This window comes from Rathayibacter sp. PhB152 (assembly GCF_003751395.1).
GTDB classification, from domain to species: domain Bacteria; phylum Actinomycetota; class Actinomycetes; order Actinomycetales; family Microbacteriaceae; genus Rathayibacter; species Rathayibacter festucae.
In genome coordinates this window covers 1-16,921 of record NZ_RJUT01000007.1, presented here as the reverse complement: position 1 = coordinate 16,921, position 16,921 = coordinate 1, and the positions used below count along the sequence as shown (strand labels likewise).

The following is a 16,921-nucleotide window of genomic DNA, read 5'->3' as shown; positions in this document are numbered from 1 at the left end:
TTCTCTGATTCCTTGAGTCGAGGGGGTCGTTACGCGGCGGCGAGTGCGGCGGCCTTGTCGGCGCCCTCGTCCATCGTCGCGGCCAGGGTGATGAGCGGGTTGGCGGCGGCCTCGAGGATCGCGCGGCCCTCCTCCACCTTGTTGCCGTCGAGGCGCACGACGAGCGGCTTGGTCGCCGAGTCGCCGAGGATCTCGAGGGCCTGCAGGATGCCGTTGGCGACCGCGTCGCAGGCGGTGATGCCGCCGAAGACGTTGACGAAGACGCTCTTGACCTGCTCGTCGCCGAGGATCACGTCGAGGCCGTTCGCCATCACCTGGGCGGAGGCTCCGCCGCCGATGTCGAGGAAGTTGGCGGGCTTCACGCCCTTGTGCTTCTCGCCGGCGTACGCGACGACGTCGAGCGTGGACATGACCAGGCCCGCGCCGTTGCCGATGATGCCGACCTCGCCGTCGAGCTTCACGTAGTTGAGGTCGTTCTCCTTCGCCTTGGCCTCGAGCGGGTCGGCCGCGTCCTTGTCCTCGAGCGCGGCGTGCTCGGGGTGGCGGAAGCCGGCGTTCTCGTCGATCGAGACCTTGCCGTCGAGCGCGACGATGTCGCCCTCCTCGGTGAGCACGAGCGGGTTGACCTCGACGAGCGTCGCGTCCTCGCCGGTGTAGACGTCGTAGAGCTTGACGAGCACGGGGGCGACCTTGGCGATCAGCTCCTCCGGGAACTTCGCCGCGCGGGCGATCTCCTCGGCCTTGGCCTGGTCGATGCCCTGGCCGGGGACGACCTCGACGCGCGCGAGCGCCTCGGGGCGCTCGACGGCGAGCTGCTCGATCTCCATGCCGCCCTCGTAGGAGGTGAGCGAGAGGTAGGAGCGGTTCGCCCGGTCGAGCAGGACCGAGAAGTAGAACTCGCGGTCGATGCGGGCGCCACCGGCGACCATGACGCGCTTGACGACGTGGCCCTTGATGTCCAGGCCGAGGATCGACTTCGCCGCCTCGAACGCGTCGTCCGCGGTCTTCGCGACCTTCACGCCGCCCGCCTTGCCGCGGCCGCCGATCTTCACCTGCGCCTTGACGACGGTGACGCCGCCCAGCTTCTCCGCTGCGGCGCGCACCTCCTCCGGCGTGTCGGCGATGATGCCGGGGAGCACGGGCACGCCGTACTTCTCGAACAGATCACGGGCCTGGTATTCGAAGAGATCCACGCTGCATTCCCATTCCGCGCCGAGCGCGCTTGCGTTCCGAGTCCGAGGTCGGCCCACGGCGCCGGCGGTCCGTGCTGTCCGGATCCGCGCTGGTGGTCCGCTGCGCTGTCCGGAGTCTCGGCACGGTTCTGTGTCGGCACTCTTCCTGGGCCGCGCCAACTCTACTCCGGACCCCGCGGGCGCTTCCTGCGCCGAGGGGCGCGCAGCCGCGGACTGTGGAGAGACCAGCGGAGTTCCGCGTGTGGAGGGACCTGCCCCGCGTACCGTGGAGGAATGCCCCTGCGCGCACCCGTCCACCGCGACGTCTTCCGCGAGGGCGTCTTCCTCGTCGCGGGCGCGCGCGCCATCCTCCTGCAGATCGCGCACCCCGCGGTCGGCGCCGGCGTCGCCGAGCACTCCGACTTCGTCCACCGCGCGCTCGGCCGGCTGTTCGGCACCCTCTCGTACCTCTACGCGCTCCAGTTCGGCAGCGAGGAGGACGTCCGCTCGGTCCAGCGCCGGGTGAACCGCGCGCACGCACCGGTCCGCGGCCCGGGCTACACCGCGTTCGATCCGGAGCTGCAGCGCTGGGTCGCCGCCACCATCACGCAGTCGATGCTCCAGCTCCACGAGGGCGCCTTCGGCCCGCTCCGCCGCGAGGAGGCGGACGAGATCGTGCACCGCTCCCGCGTCGTCGGCACCGCGCTGCAGATGCCCGAGGAGCTGTGGCCCGACTCCCGCGCGTCGTTCGACGCCTACTGGGAGCGGGAGCTCGCCCGGCTCGAGGTCACGCCCGCCGCGCGACGGGTCGCCCACGACCTGCTCGACGGCGGGATCGCCGCCTGGTGGCTGCGCCCGGTCGGCCCCTACCTGCGGCTGATGACGGCGGGCCTCCTGCCACCGGAGCTCCGCGCGCCGTTCGGCTTCCGCTGGAGCGCACGGCAGCAGAGGCGGTTCGACCGGGCGCTCGCCCGCACCTTCGCCGTCTATCGCGCTCTGCCCTCGGTGGTCCGCACGGCACCGAGCCGGTTCTTCCTGGCCCGGGTGCGCGCCGAGGCCGGCCGCGATGCCGCTCGCGTCAGAAGCCGGGCGTGATCGTCCAGCCCGCGTAGGCGGCGAGCTCCAGCCCGAGCGCCTGCGCGGCGGCGCGCGCCTCGTCCTGCCCGCGCTCGTCCCGGACGTCGACGCTGATCGGCACGCTGTCGCCGAAGCCCGCGACCGACACCCGCGCGCTGGTCGGTCCGCTGTAGAGCGGGACGTGCGCATCCGCGGTGCGCGCGCCGACCACCCGCGAGCCGGTCGCCTCCGCGATGACGGCCAGCGCGAACGGCGCCGTCGCGATCGTCTCGGTGTAGAGCGTCGCCTCGCCGCGCATGAGCGCCTCCTCCGTCGTCGCCTCGACTGTACGGGCGGCCGTGCTCGGGTGCAGGCCCTTGTCTCCGGCGGGATCCGCTCCCTCGCCGACGACCACCATCCGCCTGCCGCCGCGCTGCCGCAGAGGGAGGGCACGCTGAGCATCCGATGCGCAGCGCTTGAACGGCGCCCCCGGCGGATCTACCGTGAAGCACCCGGCGAACGCGCCGTGGCGGTCAACGACGACTGGAGCCCCGATGAGCATCACCGAACCGCGCACCACCGAGGCACCCGCCGCACCCCCGCCGACGGCCGGCTTCGGCAGCGTCTCGGTCGCGGCGATCCTGGCGGAGGCGGCCCGCCGCACGCCGACAACGATCGCGGTCCGGGTCGGCCCGCAGGCGATCGACTACGGCACCCTCTGGGAGCAGACCCGCGCCTACGCCGGAGCTCTCCGCGCTCAGGGCATCGGCCCCGGCGACCGGGTCGCCCTGCTGATCCCCAACGTCCCCGACTTCCCGCGCGGCTACTTCGCCGTCCTCGCCCTGGGCGCCGTCGTGGTGCCGGTGCACGCGCTGCTCAAGCACGACGAGATCGCCTACGTGCTGCGCGACTCCGGAGCGACCGCGCTGATCTGCGCCGCGCCGCTGCTGGCCGAGGGCGCCGCCGGAGCGGCCCTGGCCGACGTCCCCGTGCTGAGCGTGCTGGTGCCCGACGGCACCGAGAGCCCCTTCCCCCGCCTCGAGGACCTCGCCGCCGACGCGACGCCGATCGACACCTACGTGCCGCGCTCGCCGTTCGACACCGCGACGATCCTCTACACCAGCGGCACCACCGGCCGGCCCAAGGGCGCCGAGGGCACGCACTTCGCGATCGTCTCGCAGTCCGACGTGCTGCTGATGAACACCTTCGATCTGCACCAGGGCGACGTGGTGCTCGGCGCGCTGCCGCTCTTCCACACCTTCGGCCAGGTCTGCGCGATGAACACCGCGTTCCGCACAGCCGCGACCGTGGTGCTCGTGCCCAAGTTCGACGGCGACGCCGCGCTCGAGGCGATGATCGCGCACGGCTGCACCGTGTTCGAGGGCGTGCCGACGATGTACGTCGCACTGCTCGACGCCGCGAGCCGGCGCGAGGACCGTCCGCCGCTGCGCTACGCGGTCTCCGGCGGCGCGGCCCTGCCCGTCGCCGTGATCGAGCGCTTCCGCGAGGTGTTCGGCGTCGAGATCTACGAGGGCTACGGCCTGACCGAGACCTCCCCTGTCGCCACCTTCAACCACGTCGGCGTCCCGCCGCGGGCCGGCACCGTCGGCACGCCGATCTGGGGCGTGGACGTCGAGGTCGCCCGCGCCGAGGTCGTCGACCGGATCGAGCTGCTCCCCCGCGGCGAGCTGGGCGAGATCGTGGTCCGCGGCCACAACCTGATGAAGGGCTATCTCGGCAACCCGGAGGCGTCGGCCGCCGCGGTCGTCGACGGCTGGTTCCGCACCGGCGACCTCGGCACCAAGGACGACGAGGACTACATCCGCATCCTCGACCGGACCAAGGACATGATCATCCGCAACGGCTACAACGTGTACCCGCGCGAGGTCGAGGAGGTCCTGATCGGGCACTCCGCCGTGGCCAATGCCGCCGTCTTCGGCGTCCCCGACGAGAAGCACGGCCAGGAGATCATGGCCGCCGTCGTGCTGCTGCCCTCGGCGACGGCGACCGCGGAGGAGCTGATCGCCTACGCCAACGAGCACCTCGCCGCCTTCAAGTTCCCCCGCCGCATCGAGCTCGTCGACGCTCTCCCCCTGGGCCCCAGCGGCAAGATCCTCAAGCGCGAGCTCGTCGCCCAGTACTCCTGACCCCGGCCCGGGTCCGCCCCTCCCCGCGAGATGCCACTTGTGCACGCCTTTCCCGGCGTGTCGCGCTCATAAGTGGCATCTCGCGAAGAGGAGGGCTCGGAAGCGCTGTGCAGAGTCTGCCCTGTAAGGGGGACACGGGGAGGGGCGCGCGTGGGGCATGCTGAGGCGTCCCGCCGCGCCATCAGGAAGAACCGCCATGAGCCCCCGCCACCCGCACCTCCCGCCCGATCTGCCGGGTCGCGCCCGCCGGAACGCCCGCTCCGCCGATCCGCGTTCCGCCGTCCGCCGGCGGGCGGCCGCCCTGCCCGCCCTCCTCCGGTCCGGGGGCCGACCGCAGGACAGCGTTCCCGCCGGCCTTGCCTCCACGGACCGCAGCCCGTCCGGACGCCGGCCGCTCCGGGCGGGATCACTGCGGCTCACCCGCCTCCGCCTCACGCCGCTGCAGTGGGTCGTCGGCGGCGTCACCGCCTTCCTCGCCCTCGTCGCCTGGCTGACAGGCGGGCCCTGGTCGGCGCTGATCATGGTCGCTCTCGTCGTGCTGATCACGGCCGCCTACGGCGTGCTCCTGCGCCGGCCGACCTGGCTCGGACTGCCGCGCCGCCGCCGGGCGTCGGCGATGACGGGGGCCGCCGCGATGCTCGTGCTGGTGCTGAGCACGTCGGCGTTCGGAGCCACGTCCGCGCCGGCACCGGCCGACGAGCAGGCCGTGGCGTCCGGGACCGAGAGCCCGGCGTCGTTCGCCGCCGCTCCGACCCGCACGACCACGCCGGCGCCCACCCGCACGCCGACGCCGACCCCGACCCCGACCCCGACCGTCGTGATCACGACCGAGCAGGTCACCGAGACCGCCCCGATCGCCCGGTCCTCGCGCACCGAGGACGACCCGAGCGCCGCGCAGGGCACGAGCACCGTCGTCGCGGGCGTCGACGGCGTGCTCACCCGCACCTTCGAGGTCGTCAAGCACGACGGCGTCGAGGTCTCCCGCGCGCAGCTGTCGGAGGCGGTCACCACACCCGCGGTCGACGACGTCACCCGCGTCGGCACGCTGGTCCCGGCCCCCGCCCCAGCCCCGGTCGCCGCGGCAGCCGACGCCGGCTGCCACTCCAGCTACGCCGGCGAGTGCGTCCCGATCGCCTCCGACGGCGACTGCGCCTCCGGAACGGGCGACGGCCCCGTCTACATCCAGGGCCCGGTCACGGTCGTCGGCCCCGACAGCTACCGCCTCGACAACGACGGCGACGGCATCGCCTGCGACAAGTAGCCCCCTCCCCCTCCGCGAGATGCCACTTGTGCACGCGACACGCCGTGTCGAGCGTGCACAAGTGGCATCTCGCGGAGGGGGTCAGCTCAGGAAGGCCCAGACGAGTGAGGCGAGCGCGGCGCCGACCACGGCGCCCGCGATCACCTGCGCCGGCGTGTGGGCGCCGAGGCGCACGCGCGACCAGCCGGTCCAGAGCGCGATCGGCACGGTGATCAGCAGCGACCACGGGCCGTAGGCGATCAGCACCACCACCGCGCAGGTCGCGACGACCGCGGCGTGCCCCGACAGCTTCCAGCCGAGGTTGACGATCCCGATCACCGTGAGCACCGCCACCGTCACCACGCCGAACGTCGTCACCGCGGCCGGCGCGCCGAGCACGGCGAGCAGCACGAGCCCGACCACGATCGAGACCAGCGCGAGCCCGATCGGCAGGGCCCGCTCACGGCGGTCCGGCACGTGGTGATCGCCGCGGATCCGCCCCGCGTGCATCAGCAGCCGCACGACGAGGTACGGCAGCACGCCGACGAAGAGCGCGGCGAGCGCTCCCCAGGCCACCCCGAGCAGCGGCGGGTCCGCGACCCGCGCACCCACGATCAGCGGGACGACCATCGCCAGCACCGGCGGCGCGAACGCCTCCGTCGCCACCCGCGCCGCGAGCGGCCCGCCTCCGCTCGTCGCGGTGTCGGCCGCAGGGCCCCCGAAGCGGCTCACGACTCGTCGACCGGCACGGGGCATTCCGACCGGCTCAGATCTTCTCGATGGGCGCGACCTTGATCAGCAGCTTCTTGGCGCCGACCTGGTCGAAGAGCACGTGCGCGACCCGCTTGCTGCCCTCGCCGGTGACCGCGTTCACGCGGCCCTCACCGAAGTCGGTGTGCCGGATGCGGTCGCCCGCGATCAGCTCGAGGTCGCCGTTGTCGCGCACCATCCCGGTGATCCGATTGGGGAACTCGCCCTTCGCCTTCGGCGCCGCGGCGAGCGCCTGGCGGAACTCGGTGTTCGACTTCGAGCGGCCGAAGCCGGGCCGCTGCGCGTTGAGCGCCCGCGGCTGCGTGCCGCCGCGCGAGGTCGCCGCCCCCGGCGACTGGCGCCACTCGATCAGCTCGGCTGGGATCTCCTGGAGGAACCGGCTCGGCATCGCGACCGACGTCTCGCCGTACTGCGCCCGGGTCATCGCGAGCGAGAGGTAGAGCCGCTTGCGCGCGCGGGTGATGCCCACGTAGAACAGCCGCCGCTCCTCCGCCGGGCCGCCCGGCTCGTTCGCCGAGATGCGGTGCGGGAGCAGGTCCTCCTCGATGCCGGTGAGGAACACCGCGTCGTACTCGAGCCCCTTCGCGGTGTGCAGGGTCATCAGCGACACGGTCCCGGAGTCGTCGTCGAGGTCGTCCGCCGCGGCGACGAGCGACACCTCGGTGAGGAAGTCGACCAGACCGCCGTCGGGGTTGTTGCGCGCGAACTCCTTCGTCACGGCGATCAGCTCGTCGACGTTCTCGGCGCGCGCCTCGTCCTGCGGGTCGCGGCTGGCGCGGAGCATGTCGATGTACCCGCTGCGGGAGAGCAGCGCCGACAGCACCTCGTGCACCTTCGCCTCGCCCTCGGGCCGCCCCGGGTCGAGCATCAGGGCGCACTCGTCGAGGAGCGTCGCGAGGTCGACGATCGCCTTCGTCACCTTCGGGCCCATGCCGAGCGACCCGGCGTTCCGCATCGCCTCGCGCAGCGTCACCGCGTTGGTGTCCGCGAAGGACTGCAGCTGCGCCTCGGTCGCCGGGCCGATGCCGCGCTTGGGCGTGTTCATGATCCGTCGCAGTGCCAGCACGTCGGCCGGGTTCGCGACGGTGATCAGGTAGGCGAGCGCGTCCTTGATCTCGGCGCGCTCGTAGAACTTGGTGCCGCCGAGGATCCGGTAGGGCAGCGCCGAGCGGATGAAGATCTCCTCCAGCGCGCGGGTCTGCGCGTTGGTGCGGTAGAACACCGCGATCTCGTCGTAGCCGGTGCCGGCCGCGTGGATCCGGGCGATCTCGTCGACGACGAACTGCGCCTCGTCGTGGCCGGAGTACCCGGTGTAGCCGATGATCTTCTCGCCCTCGCCGCTGGCCGACCAGAGGTTCTTCGCGCGGCGGTCGAAGTTGTTCGAGATGACGGCGTTCGCGGCCGAGAGGATGTTCTGGGTGGAGCGGTAGTTCTGCTCGAGCAGGATCACCCGGCAGCCGGGGAAGTCGCGCTCGAACTCGACGATGTTGCGGATGTCCGCCCCGCGGAACGCGTAGATCGACTGGTCCGAGTCGCCCACGACCGTGAGCGAGGCGCCGGGGATCGAGCCGTCGGCCGTCACCGGGCCGCGGTACGGCCGGTCGAAGGCGGCCGCCGCGATCGTCGCCGGCGGGACGGCCCGGGTCAGCTCGTGGATGAGCGAGTACTGCGCATGGTTCGTGTCCTGGTACTCGTCGACCATCACGTGCCGGAAGCGGCGCTGGTACTTCGCCGCGACGTGCGGGAAGGCGCGGAAGAGGTAGACCGTCTGCGCGATCAGGTCGTCGAAGTCGAAGGCGTTCGCGTTCTCGAGCGCGCGCGAGTAGGCGCGGAAGACCTGGAGGAACATCTCCTCGTTCGGGTCGCTCATGTTCGCGGTCCGCGCGTAGGAGTCGACGTCGGCGAGCTCGTTCTTGAGCTTCGAGATCTTCGACGAGGCGCTCGCGACCGTGATGCCGAGCGAGTCCGCCTCGAGGTCCTTCACGATCCGCTTCAGCAGCGCCCGCTGGTCGCCCGAGTCGTAGATCGTGAACGACGAGGTCATCCCGAAGTTCTCGGCCTCGCGCCGCAGGATCCGCACGCAGGCGGAGTGGAACGTCGAGATCCACATGCCCTCGGCGGCCTGGCCGACGATCTTCTCGACGCGCTCGCGCATCTCGGCGGCCGCCTTGTTGGTGAAGGTGATCGCGAGGATCTGGCTGGGCCAGGCCTCGCCGCTGCCGAGCAGGCTCGCGATGCGCCGCGTCAGCACGCTGGTCTTGCCCGAGCCGGCGCCCGCGACGATGAGCAGCGCGTCGCCGCGGTACTCGACCGCCTCGCGCTGCTGCGGGTTGAGACCCGCCACGAGGCGCTCGTGCTCGGGGTCGGTGCGCGCGGAGTCGCCGGAGGGCCCGCCGGGCGCGCCGACGATGACCGGGGTGGCGCGGGAATCGCTCGGATCGAAGAGGAGGCTCATGTCCCTCCGAGTGTAGATCGCGCCTCCGACACCCCGCCGCGGGACGCCACCCGGTCGGGCCCCGCCGGGCTCAGGCGGCGCGCGGCCGCCGCACGGGCGCGGAGAGCGGCCCGCCGATGTCGAGCCCGCGCCAGGCCAGCGCGAAGCCGACCACCGCGACCGTGGAGGTCGCCACCGCGAGCACCTGCAGCAGCACGAACGCTGTGAGGTCCTTGGTGTCGTCCGGGTAGTACTGGATGCCCTGCACGGCGAGCGCCCCGAGCGTCAGCACGAGCACGACCGAGCAGATCAGCAGCACGCGCAGCACCGTCCGGCGCGGCGGCTTCCGCGGCGCCCGCCCCACCTGCGCCCGCGTCGACAGCCAGGCGCAGGCGAGGGAGGCGGAGGCGAGGCCGACCAGATCGGCGCCCAGCACATCGCTCGCGCGGTGCCAGGAGGCGGCCATCGTCAGATTCCCGACCAGCACCACCACGGCGCCTCCGATCGCCAGCACGACCGTGCGCCCGCGTCCCGGAACGACCATCGCCAGCGCGAAGACCACCGACACCGCCGCCGCGGTGTGACCGCTCGGGAAGCTGCCGCCGGTGTACCAGGAGTCGGTCTCGACGAGCAGCGGCCGCTCGAGCACCACGTTCTTCAGCAGCTGCGTCAGCCCGGCCGTGACCACGATCGAGCCGACGGAGGCGAGCGCCAGCGCCGGACGCCGGCGGATCAGCGCGATCGCCGCGACCAGCAGCGCACCGCCGATCATCGACACCGGGGTGACGTCGGCGAGCGCGCCCGCGGCGGTGCCGGTGGCCCGGCCGAAGACCAGATCGGCGCCGCGCAGCCCGGAGTTCTCGGCCGCCTGCCCCTGCGGGGTGAGCACGGCGAGTCCGTAGACCACCGCGACCCCGAGTGCGGCGAGCACGGCGAACACGATCCAGCGGCGGGTGATGCGGGCGCGGGTCTTCACGGTCGGGCTCCTCTCGGGATGTGCGGGGCGGGATCGGTCGGCACCGGCGGGAGACGCCGGGCGGCGGGGTCGTCGGCCCGATGATGCCAGCGGAGGCTCCCGGTCGCCTGCGCACTCGCCGGGCCGCGCGATCGGGATCAGCCGGCGGACCCCGCCCAGGCGTCGTCCTCGGCAGCGCGCGCCTCGATCGCCAGGTCCGGCTGGTCCGCGAACACCCCGTCGATCCCGGTGCGCAGGATCGCGCGGAACTCGTCCTGCCAGGCGCCGTACGCCTCCGGCTCGCGGCCGATCCGGTGCACCTTCTCGAGGAAGCGGTTCTCGGCGCGCAGCGTCCAGGTGTACACCTGCAGCCCGACCGCGTGCGCGTCGGCGACCAGCGAGTTCGTCCCCACGGCCCGCCCGGCGCCGTCCCGCCCGAAGAGCATGCTCTTGTCGACGCTGACGCCGTCGACCGTCCCGGCGAGACCGCGCAGGCCCGCGGGAGTGACGAAGTCGGCGTAGGGTGTCGCCCGGGAGCCGTGGGCGGCGACGAGATCGGGCGGGGTGCCGCGCGACTCGATCAGGTAGACGCGCCGGGTGCCCACTCCGCGGACCGCGAGGCGCTCGAGGACGGTCTTCTCGAAGCTCTCAATCGTGAGGCGCGGATCGGTCCGCGCCCAGCCCGCCGCGGCCAGCTCCTGCTCGAGGAGCACGTCCAGCGGCAGACCCAGCGCATCGAAGTACGTGGCGTGCTTGATCTCGGCGACGAGCCCCGGAGGCGACGGGGGCGACTCCTCCCCCGCCCGGTCGAGCAGGGCGAGGAGATCGCTGAAGCGCAGGATCGGGAACTGCCCGTCGAAGGTGGCGCTCGAGGCGCGGACGGCCGGCAGCCGCTCCCGCGCGCGGAGCGTCGACAGCTCGGCCCAGGTGAAGTCCTCGGTGAACCAGCCCGAGATCTCCTTGCCGTCGACGCGCTTCGTCGTGCGACGCTGCGCGAACTCGGGGCGACGTTCCACGTCAGTCGTGCCGGAGATCTCGTTCTCGTGCCGGAGCACCAGCACCCCGTCGCGCGAGGCGACGAGATCCGGCTCGACAGCGTCGGCACCGAGCGCGATCGCGAGCTCGTAGGCCGATCTGGTGTGCTCCGGGCGGTAGCCGCTGGCCCCGCGGTGACCGATGACGAGCGGGACGGGACGGGTCGGCATGCGGCGATCCTACGGGCGGCGGCAGGCGACTCCGGGCGGAACCGGGGCTCCCGCGAAGGGAATAGCCAGACTCTGAGAGATGTTCTCAGATACTGTGGACCTACCGCCTGCGGCCCGAGAGGGCGGCCGGTGGATCCCGCAGTCACAGCGACTCAGCTCCGCGAGTCCCGACGGATCCGTCCGTCACCGTCGAGCGCACCTGAGAGAAGAGGAACCATGGCAAGCAACAACCCGGCGTTCGGTCGTCCGGAGTTCAGCAACCGGGGCTACGCCGGCCGCGTGCAGGACGTCCCGGACGTGTCGCCCGGCACGCTCGACCAGATGTACAACCGTCCGGCCGCGGGCTCGGCCGACACCAACCGGATGACCGTCGAGGACACCCTCGCGAAGACGGCACTCGCCTTCGTCGTGCTCCTCGCGGGTGCCGCGGTGGGCTGGTTCGTTCCCGGGCTGATGCTCCCCGCCGTGCTGGTCGCGCTGGTCCTCGGCATCGTCAACGCCTTCAAGAAGGTGCCGTCGCCGGCTCTGATCCTCGGCTATGCCGCGACCCAGGGCATCGGAGTCGGCGCGATCTCGCGCTTCTTCGAGAGCGCCTACGAGGGTGCAGTCGTCCAGGCCCTGCTCGCGACCGTCGTCGTGATCGGCGTCACCCTGGCGCTGTTCATGAACGGCAAGATCCGCACCTCGCCGAAGCTGAACAAGATCTTCTTCATCGGCATGATCAGCTACGCGGTCTTCTCGCTGGTCAACCTCGGCCTCGGCCTGTTCGGCGTCGGCGGCGGCTTCGGTCTCCGCACCGGCTTCATCGGCATCGTGATCGGCCTCATCGCCATCGCGCTCGCCACCTACTCCCTCGTGATGGACTTCGAGTTCATCCAGCAGGGCGTCCGCAACGGCGCCCCGCGCATCTACGGCTGGACGGGCGCCTACGGCATCCTCGTCACCGTCGTCTGGATGTACCTCGAGCTGCTGCGACTGATCTCGATCTTCCGCCAGTAGTCACGTCCGCTCCGGAGCGATCCGGACCGGCCCGACGGGCGCTCGACCTCACCGGTCGGGCGCCCGTCCGTCGTTCTGCGGCCGGGCCGCGCAGCCCCGCCCGCCGCTTTTGAGACGATGGAGGAATGATGGCCGCCGCTCCGACCCGCATCGTCGGCCTCGATGTGGCCCGCGGTCTCGCCGTGCTCGGGATGCTCGCGGCGCACCTCGCACCCGCCGAGCGCGAGATGATCTGGGACGGCCGCAGCGCCGTCCTCTTCGCCGTCCTCGCGGGCGTCTCGATCGGCCTGATGTCCGGCGGAGCGACGCGCTCGACCCGTCCGCTCCTGGACACCGCGTCGATCCTCCTGCGCGGCCTCTACCTGCTCGTGATCGGCGTGGGGCTGAACCTGCTCGGCACGCCGATCGCGGTGATCCTGCCGCACTACGGCCTGATGTTCGTCGTCGCGGCGCTGCTGATGTTCCTGCCGCGAGCGGTGCTCGCCGTCCTCGCCGCCGTCTTCGCGACCGGCGGCCCCCTGCTCGTCGACCGGATCGTCACCACCGGGAACGACTGGATCGCGACGCTCTCCCCCGAGGACGCCCTGCTCGCGCGGATGCCGCTCACCTGGCTGACGCAGTACTACCCCGTGCCCTCCTGGCTCGCCTACGTGATGCTCGGGCTGCTGATCGCGCGCTGCGACATCCGCTCGGCCACGACGCAGTGCTGGCTCGTGATCGGCGGCGCGATCGCCGCGGTCCTCGGCTACGGCGTCGGCCTCGCCCTCGGCGGGCCGGAGAGCGTCGAGGCGCACTCGAGCACCACCGCCGAGATCGTCGGCGCCGGCGGCCTCGCGGCCGTCGCGATCGGAGCGCTCACCGCGCTCGCCGCGCGCCTCGCCGTCGTCCGTGCGGTCACCGCGCCGCTCGCCGCGGTGGGGGCCATGCCGCTCACGGTCTACTCCGTGCAGCTCGTCGCGCTGGCGGTGTACCTGATCCCGTTCGAGCCGTTCGACTTCGCCGCCTGGCAGAGCTGGACGCTGCTCGCGTCCTTCACCGTCGTCGCGGTGTTCGGCGCCCTGCTCTGGCGTCGCTTCGTCGGCCAGGGGCCGCTGGAGTGGCTGGTCGCGCGGGCCTCGCTCCGGCCGCGCACCCGGGCTCCCCGGCCGGCGCTCGGCTAGGGTGATCCGATGATCACGCGACGCGAAGCCGCTCAGCGCCTCGACATCCCGGTCGAGATGGCGACGCGGCACGGGCTGCCCACCCGCCTCTCCGAGGAGGAGCTCGTCGCCCTGGAGCAGGACCCGCCGGCCTGGCTCGCCCAGTCCCGCGAGAACCGCACCGGGAAGCGCCCGGTCTGGGTGACCCTGGACTGCGCGATCTGCGGCCGCTCCGAGTCCGCCCGCCCGAAGAAGTGGTGGCCCGACTTCAGCTTCCTCGTCTGCGAGGACCACTCCCCCGACGCGTGGCCGCACCACCCCGAGGGCCACCGCCGCGACGAGTACGACGGCATCGGCACCCGCTTCGTCGGCGTCCTCGACACCCCCGTCTGACCCGCTCGTCCCTCCTGCCCCCGTCCGATTCGCAGGCGATCCGGCCGCCCGTCGACGTCCGACGCGGGCGAGCGCGCTCTCGCGCCGGGATCACCTGCTCATCGGACCACCCGCCCACGACGACGAACGGGCCCCCGCAGGAGGCCCGTTCACGTACCGCGGTCGCGGCTACTCCCATTCGATGGTGCCCGGGGGCTTGGAGGTCACGTCGAGGACGACGCGGTTCACGCCGCTCACCTCGTTGGTGATGCGGTTGGAGATGCGGGCGAGCAGGTCGTAGGGCAGTCGCGTCCAGTCGGCCGTCATCGCGTCCTCGGAGGAGACGGGGCGCAGCACGATCGGGTGGCCGTAGGTGCGGCCGTCGCCCTGGACGCCGACGGACCGGACGTCGGCGAGCAGCACGACCGGGCACTGCCAGATCTCGCCGTCGAGCCCGGCGGCGGTGAGCTCGGCGCGGACGATCGCGTCGGCCTCCTGCAGCAGGTCGAGCCGCTCCTGGGTGACCTCGCCGACGATGCGGATGCCGAGGCCGGGGCCGGGGAACGGCTGGCGGCCGACGATCGCCTCGGGCAGCCCGAGCTCGCGGCCGATCGCGCGGACCTCGTCCTTGAAGAGGGTGCGCAGCGGCTCGACGAGCGCGAACTGGAGGTCCTCGGGGAGGCCGCCGACGTTGTGGTGCGACTTGATGTTCGCGGTGCCGGTGCCGCCGCCCGACTCGACGACGTCCGGGTAGAGCGTGCCCTGCACGAGGAAGTCGATCGACGTGCCCTCGCCCTGCGCCTCGAGCACGAGCGCCTCGGCGGCCCCCTCGAAGGTGCGGATGAACTCGCGGCCGATGATCTTGCGCTTCTGCTCGGGGTCGCTGACGCCGGCCAGCGCGTCGAGGAACTGCTCGCGCGCGTCGACGGTCACCAGTCGCACGCCCGTGGCGGCGACGTAGTCCTCCTCGACCTGGCGGCGCTCGTCCTTGCGCAGCAGGCCGTGATCGACGAAGACGCAGACCAGCTGGTCGCCGACCGCGCGGTGCACGATCGCCGCGGCGACGGCGGAGTCGACGCCACCGGACAGACCGCAGATGACGCGGCCGGTGCCGACCTGCTCGCGGATCAGCGCGACCTGATCGTCGATGACGTTGGAGGAGTTCCAGTCGGCGGGGATGCCGGCCGCGCGGTACAGGAAGTTCTCGATGACGGCCTGGCCGTGCGCCGAGTGCTTGACCTCGGGGTGCCACTGCACGCCGTAGAGGCGGCGCGCGTCGCTGCCGAACGCGGCGACGGCGGTCGAGCCGGTCGAGGCGAGCACGTCGAAGCCGGCGGGCGCCTTCGAGACCTGGTCGCCGTGGCTCATCCAGACCGTCTGGTCGACGGGCTGGTCGCCGAGGAGCACACCGCCGTCGGCCGTGACGGACGCGTCGGTCGCGCCGTACTCACGGAGCCCGGTGTTCGCGACCTCGCCGCCGAGCGTCTTGGCCATCACCTGGAAGCCGTAGCAGATGCCCAGCACGGGGATGCCGAGGTCGAAGATCGCGGGGTCCAGCTGCGGCGCCCCCTCCTCGTACACGCTCGAGGGACCGCCGGACAGGATGATCCCGACCGGCGACTTGGCGGCGATCTCCGCGGCCGTCGTGCCGGACGGGACGATCTCGGAGTACACGTTCGCCTCGCGGACGCGCCGCGCGATCAGCTGCGCGTACTGGGCGCCGAAGTCGACGACGAGCACGGGCTGGGCGGCGAGGTGCGGCTGCGGGGCGGACTGCGGCGCGCTGGCGCCGGACTGCTCACTGATGGGGGGCCTCCACGGAGTCGGTCGGGGTCGTCGGCTCGAGGGCGGCGGTGCGCCGCTCGAGGTACTGCTCCACCTCGCGGGCGATGCGGGTCTCGACGAAGAAGGACAGGGTCGGCACGACGCCGCCGAGCGCGATGAGGACGAACCGCGAGAACGGCCAGCGCATCAGGCTCCAGAGGCGGAAGTCGGCGAAGAGGTAGACGACGTAGAACCAGCCGTGCGCGATCAGGATGCCGGTGGACAGGTTCGCGCCCGTCCCGCTCGACTTCCACTCGCCGCCCGGCACCTCGTACATCGGGGCGAAGTGCGCGATCCCCTGCTGCCCGAAGACGAACAGCTCGAGGTGGAACACGTACTTCAGCAGCATCTCCGCGCAGAGCAGCAGGAGCATCACGCCGGTGATGATCGAGGTCACCCGGTAGAAGCGCAGCGCGCTCCGGATCGCAGGGAACTGCGCGGGCTTGGGCTCGAGGGGCATGGGGTCCAGTTTACGGGGCGGAGGCGGTGACCGGGCTCTGCGCGAGCTCTGCGGCCTCGAGGGCCTCCTCGGTCTCGCGCTCCCACGCGTCGCGGACCAGGCGGAACCACAGGTAGAGCGCGAAGCCGGCGAAGACGACCCACTCGATCGCGTAGAAGACGTTGAGCCAGTTCAGCGAGACGTCGGTGACCCGGGCGGGCGAGTCGATCGCCTCGAGGCCGGCCACCGGCTGGTCGACGACGACGTAGCCCTGGTAGACGTCCAGCGGCGGGTCCGGCCAGCGGTTGATCAGCGCGGGGATCGACAGCGCGGTGAGGGTCATCGGATCGGTGCCCTCGGCGGGCACCTCGGCGGCCTCGTTCGCGACCAGGCGGCCGGTGAAGCCGGTCGGAGCGGCCTCCGCGCCGTCGTTCAGTTGCTCGGCGACGCTCAGCGCCTGCCCCTCGTCCGCGGTCCAGCCGTAGGCGACGACGAGGTCGGCGTCAGCGGTGCGGGTGCGCGCGATGACCCACCAGCCCGGCTGCTCGCCGTTCAGACGCCCGCCGAGGATCTCGGCGCCACCCGGGACGAACTCGGAGCTGCCCTCCACGCGCTGGCCGTCGGCGGTCGCGGTGATCGGGCGCGACGGGGCGGCCACCTCGTCGAGCGGCAGCACCGTCTCGGAGACGCCGGAGTCGGGCGCGGCGGCCTCGACCGCGCGTCCCACCTGCCACTGGCCGAGGGCCGCGAAGAGCCCCGCGATGACGAGGGCCAGGGCCAGGGCCGCGAGCCAGCGCGGTCGCCGGGCGACCTGCCAGACCGTGCTCTGCGGCGGGGCGCTCTGCGTCATGCGTTCCTCGTTCGGGGCGGATCCGCTCGGCGGCGGCGGACCGGTGAAGCCTAGCCAACGAGGGTGGGAGGACCCTCGGATCATTCCCTGGCCGACGTCGTGCGGGTCGAGCACCGCCGAAGCGGCGGCTCCCCTCTCCATGCTGGTCGAGCAGCCCCGCAGGGGCGTATCGAGACCCGACGCCATCAGCACGGCGGGGCTGCAGACCCGTCCTTCTGATTCAGGTGGGTCTCCTAGGAAAACATGGTGACCTCAGGCCGCGGCTCGTGGTGTGAGTTGGACGTCGTAGCCGAGGGATTTCAGCTGGTTGAGGGCCTT

At 72.4% G+C, this 16,921-nt stretch carries 15 protein-coding genes; 6 read left to right on the top strand and 9 right to left on the bottom strand.

Going from position 1 to position 16,921, the window contains the following annotated elements:
• Positions 1 to 29: 29 nt before the first annotated feature.
• Positions 30 to 1,193 carry an ADP-forming succinate--CoA ligase subunit beta gene (sucC, locus tag EDF36_RS15960; protein WP_123702180.1) on the bottom strand — a complete coding sequence of 388 codons (1,164 nt, stop codon included), beginning with the start codon at positions 1,191 to 1,193 and terminating at the stop codon, positions 30 to 32.
• Between the two features lie 273 nt (positions 1,194 to 1,466).
• On the opposite strand from sucC, the gene EDF36_RS15955 reads away from it, so the two are divergent.
• Positions 1,467 to 2,267: an oxygenase MpaB family protein gene (locus tag EDF36_RS15955; RefSeq protein ID WP_123733757.1), complete on the top strand. Its 801-nt coding sequence runs from the start codon at positions 1,467 to 1,469 to the stop codon at positions 2,265 to 2,267.
• On the opposite strand, the gene EDF36_RS15950 is transcribed toward EDF36_RS15955, so the two are convergent.
• Positions 2,251 to 2,646 (bottom strand): hypothetical protein, encoded by a 396-nt coding sequence (locus EDF36_RS15950; RefSeq protein WP_148060067.1) that lies wholly within the window; start codon positions 2,644 to 2,646, stop codon positions 2,251 to 2,253. The genes EDF36_RS15955 and EDF36_RS15950 overlap by 17 nt on opposite strands.
• 136 nt (positions 2,647 to 2,782) lie before the next feature.
• On the opposite strand from EDF36_RS15950, the gene EDF36_RS15945 reads away from it, so the two are divergent.
• Positions 2,783 to 4,375 (top strand): long-chain fatty acid--CoA ligase, encoded by a 1,593-nt coding sequence (locus EDF36_RS15945; RefSeq protein WP_123702174.1) that lies wholly within the window; start codon positions 2,783 to 2,785, stop codon positions 4,373 to 4,375.
• A gap of 196 nt (positions 4,376 to 4,571) precedes the next feature.
• Positions 4,572 to 5,636: a G5 domain-containing protein gene (locus EDF36_RS21870; RefSeq protein WP_260300749.1), complete on the top strand. Its 1,065-nt coding sequence runs from the start codon at positions 4,572 to 4,574 to the stop codon at positions 5,634 to 5,636.
• A gap of 81 nt (positions 5,637 to 5,717) precedes the next feature.
• On the opposite strand, the gene EDF36_RS15935 is transcribed toward EDF36_RS21870, so the two are convergent.
• The 4 genes from EDF36_RS15935 to EDF36_RS15920 all read right to left on the bottom strand — a co-directional run bounded on the left by EDF36_RS15935 (position 5,718) and on the right by EDF36_RS15920 (position 10,980).
• Positions 5,718 to 6,347, bottom strand: coding sequence for a phosphatase PAP2 family protein (locus EDF36_RS15935; protein ID WP_123733755.1), 630 nt, complete (start codon positions 6,345 to 6,347; stop codon positions 5,718 to 5,720).
• A gap of 34 nt (positions 6,348 to 6,381) precedes the next feature.
• Positions 6,382 to 8,841, bottom strand: a complete 2,460-nt coding sequence (locus tag EDF36_RS15930) for an ATP-dependent helicase (protein WP_123733754.1) — start codon at positions 8,839 to 8,841, stop codon at positions 6,382 to 6,384.
• Positions 8,842 to 8,911: 70 nt separating this feature from the next.
• Positions 8,912 to 9,796: a phosphatase PAP2 family protein gene (locus EDF36_RS15925; protein ID WP_123733753.1), complete on the bottom strand. Its 885-nt coding sequence runs from the start codon at positions 9,794 to 9,796 to the stop codon at positions 8,912 to 8,914.
• A 137-nt stretch (positions 9,797 to 9,933) separates the two neighbouring features.
• Positions 9,934 to 10,980, bottom strand: coding sequence for a glycerophosphodiester phosphodiesterase family protein (locus tag EDF36_RS15920; RefSeq protein WP_123733752.1), 1,047 nt, complete (start codon positions 10,978 to 10,980; stop codon positions 9,934 to 9,936).
• Positions 10,981 to 11,196: 216 nt separating this feature from the next.
• Here EDF36_RS15920 and EDF36_RS15915 point away from each other — a divergent pair, with 216 nt between their 5' ends.
• From EDF36_RS15915 to EDF36_RS15905, 3 genes are all read left to right on the top strand, one after another.
• Positions 11,197 to 11,979: a Bax inhibitor-1/YccA family protein gene (locus EDF36_RS15915; RefSeq protein WP_123702166.1), complete on the top strand. Its 783-nt coding sequence runs from the start codon at positions 11,197 to 11,199 to the stop codon at positions 11,977 to 11,979.
• Positions 11,980 to 12,107: 128 nt separating this feature from the next.
• The gene (locus EDF36_RS15910; protein ID WP_185020516.1) at positions 12,108 to 13,139 is read left to right on the top strand and encodes a DUF418 domain-containing protein; all 1,032 of its coding nucleotides are present in this window, start codon (positions 12,108 to 12,110) and stop codon (positions 13,137 to 13,139) included.
• Between the two features lie 9 nt (positions 13,140 to 13,148).
• Positions 13,149 to 13,511: a hypothetical protein gene (locus tag EDF36_RS15905; RefSeq protein ID WP_123445101.1), complete on the top strand. Its 363-nt coding sequence runs from the start codon at positions 13,149 to 13,151 to the stop codon at positions 13,509 to 13,511.
• A gap of 168 nt (positions 13,512 to 13,679) precedes the next feature.
• On the opposite strand, the gene guaA is transcribed toward EDF36_RS15905, so the two are convergent.
• The 3 genes from guaA to EDF36_RS15890 are packed head-to-tail and all read right to left on the bottom strand — an operon-like array spanning position 13,680 to position 16,603.
• Positions 13,680 to 15,230, bottom strand: a complete 1,551-nt coding sequence (gene guaA, locus EDF36_RS15900; RefSeq protein ID WP_221181678.1) for a glutamine-hydrolyzing GMP synthase — start codon at positions 15,228 to 15,230, stop codon at positions 13,680 to 13,682.
• A 58-nt stretch (positions 15,231 to 15,288) separates the two neighbouring features.
• A complete protein-coding gene (locus EDF36_RS15895) occupies positions 15,289 to 15,774 on the bottom strand; it encodes a DUF3817 domain-containing protein (protein WP_123445099.1) in 486 nt (161 codons plus the stop codon).
• Positions 15,775 to 15,784: 10 nt separating this feature from the next.
• Positions 15,785 to 16,603 carry an SURF1 family protein gene (locus EDF36_RS15890; protein WP_185020515.1) on the bottom strand — a complete coding sequence of 273 codons (819 nt, stop codon included), beginning with the start codon at positions 16,601 to 16,603 and terminating at the stop codon, positions 15,785 to 15,787.
• Between the last annotated feature and the right edge of the window lie 318 nt (positions 16,604 to 16,921).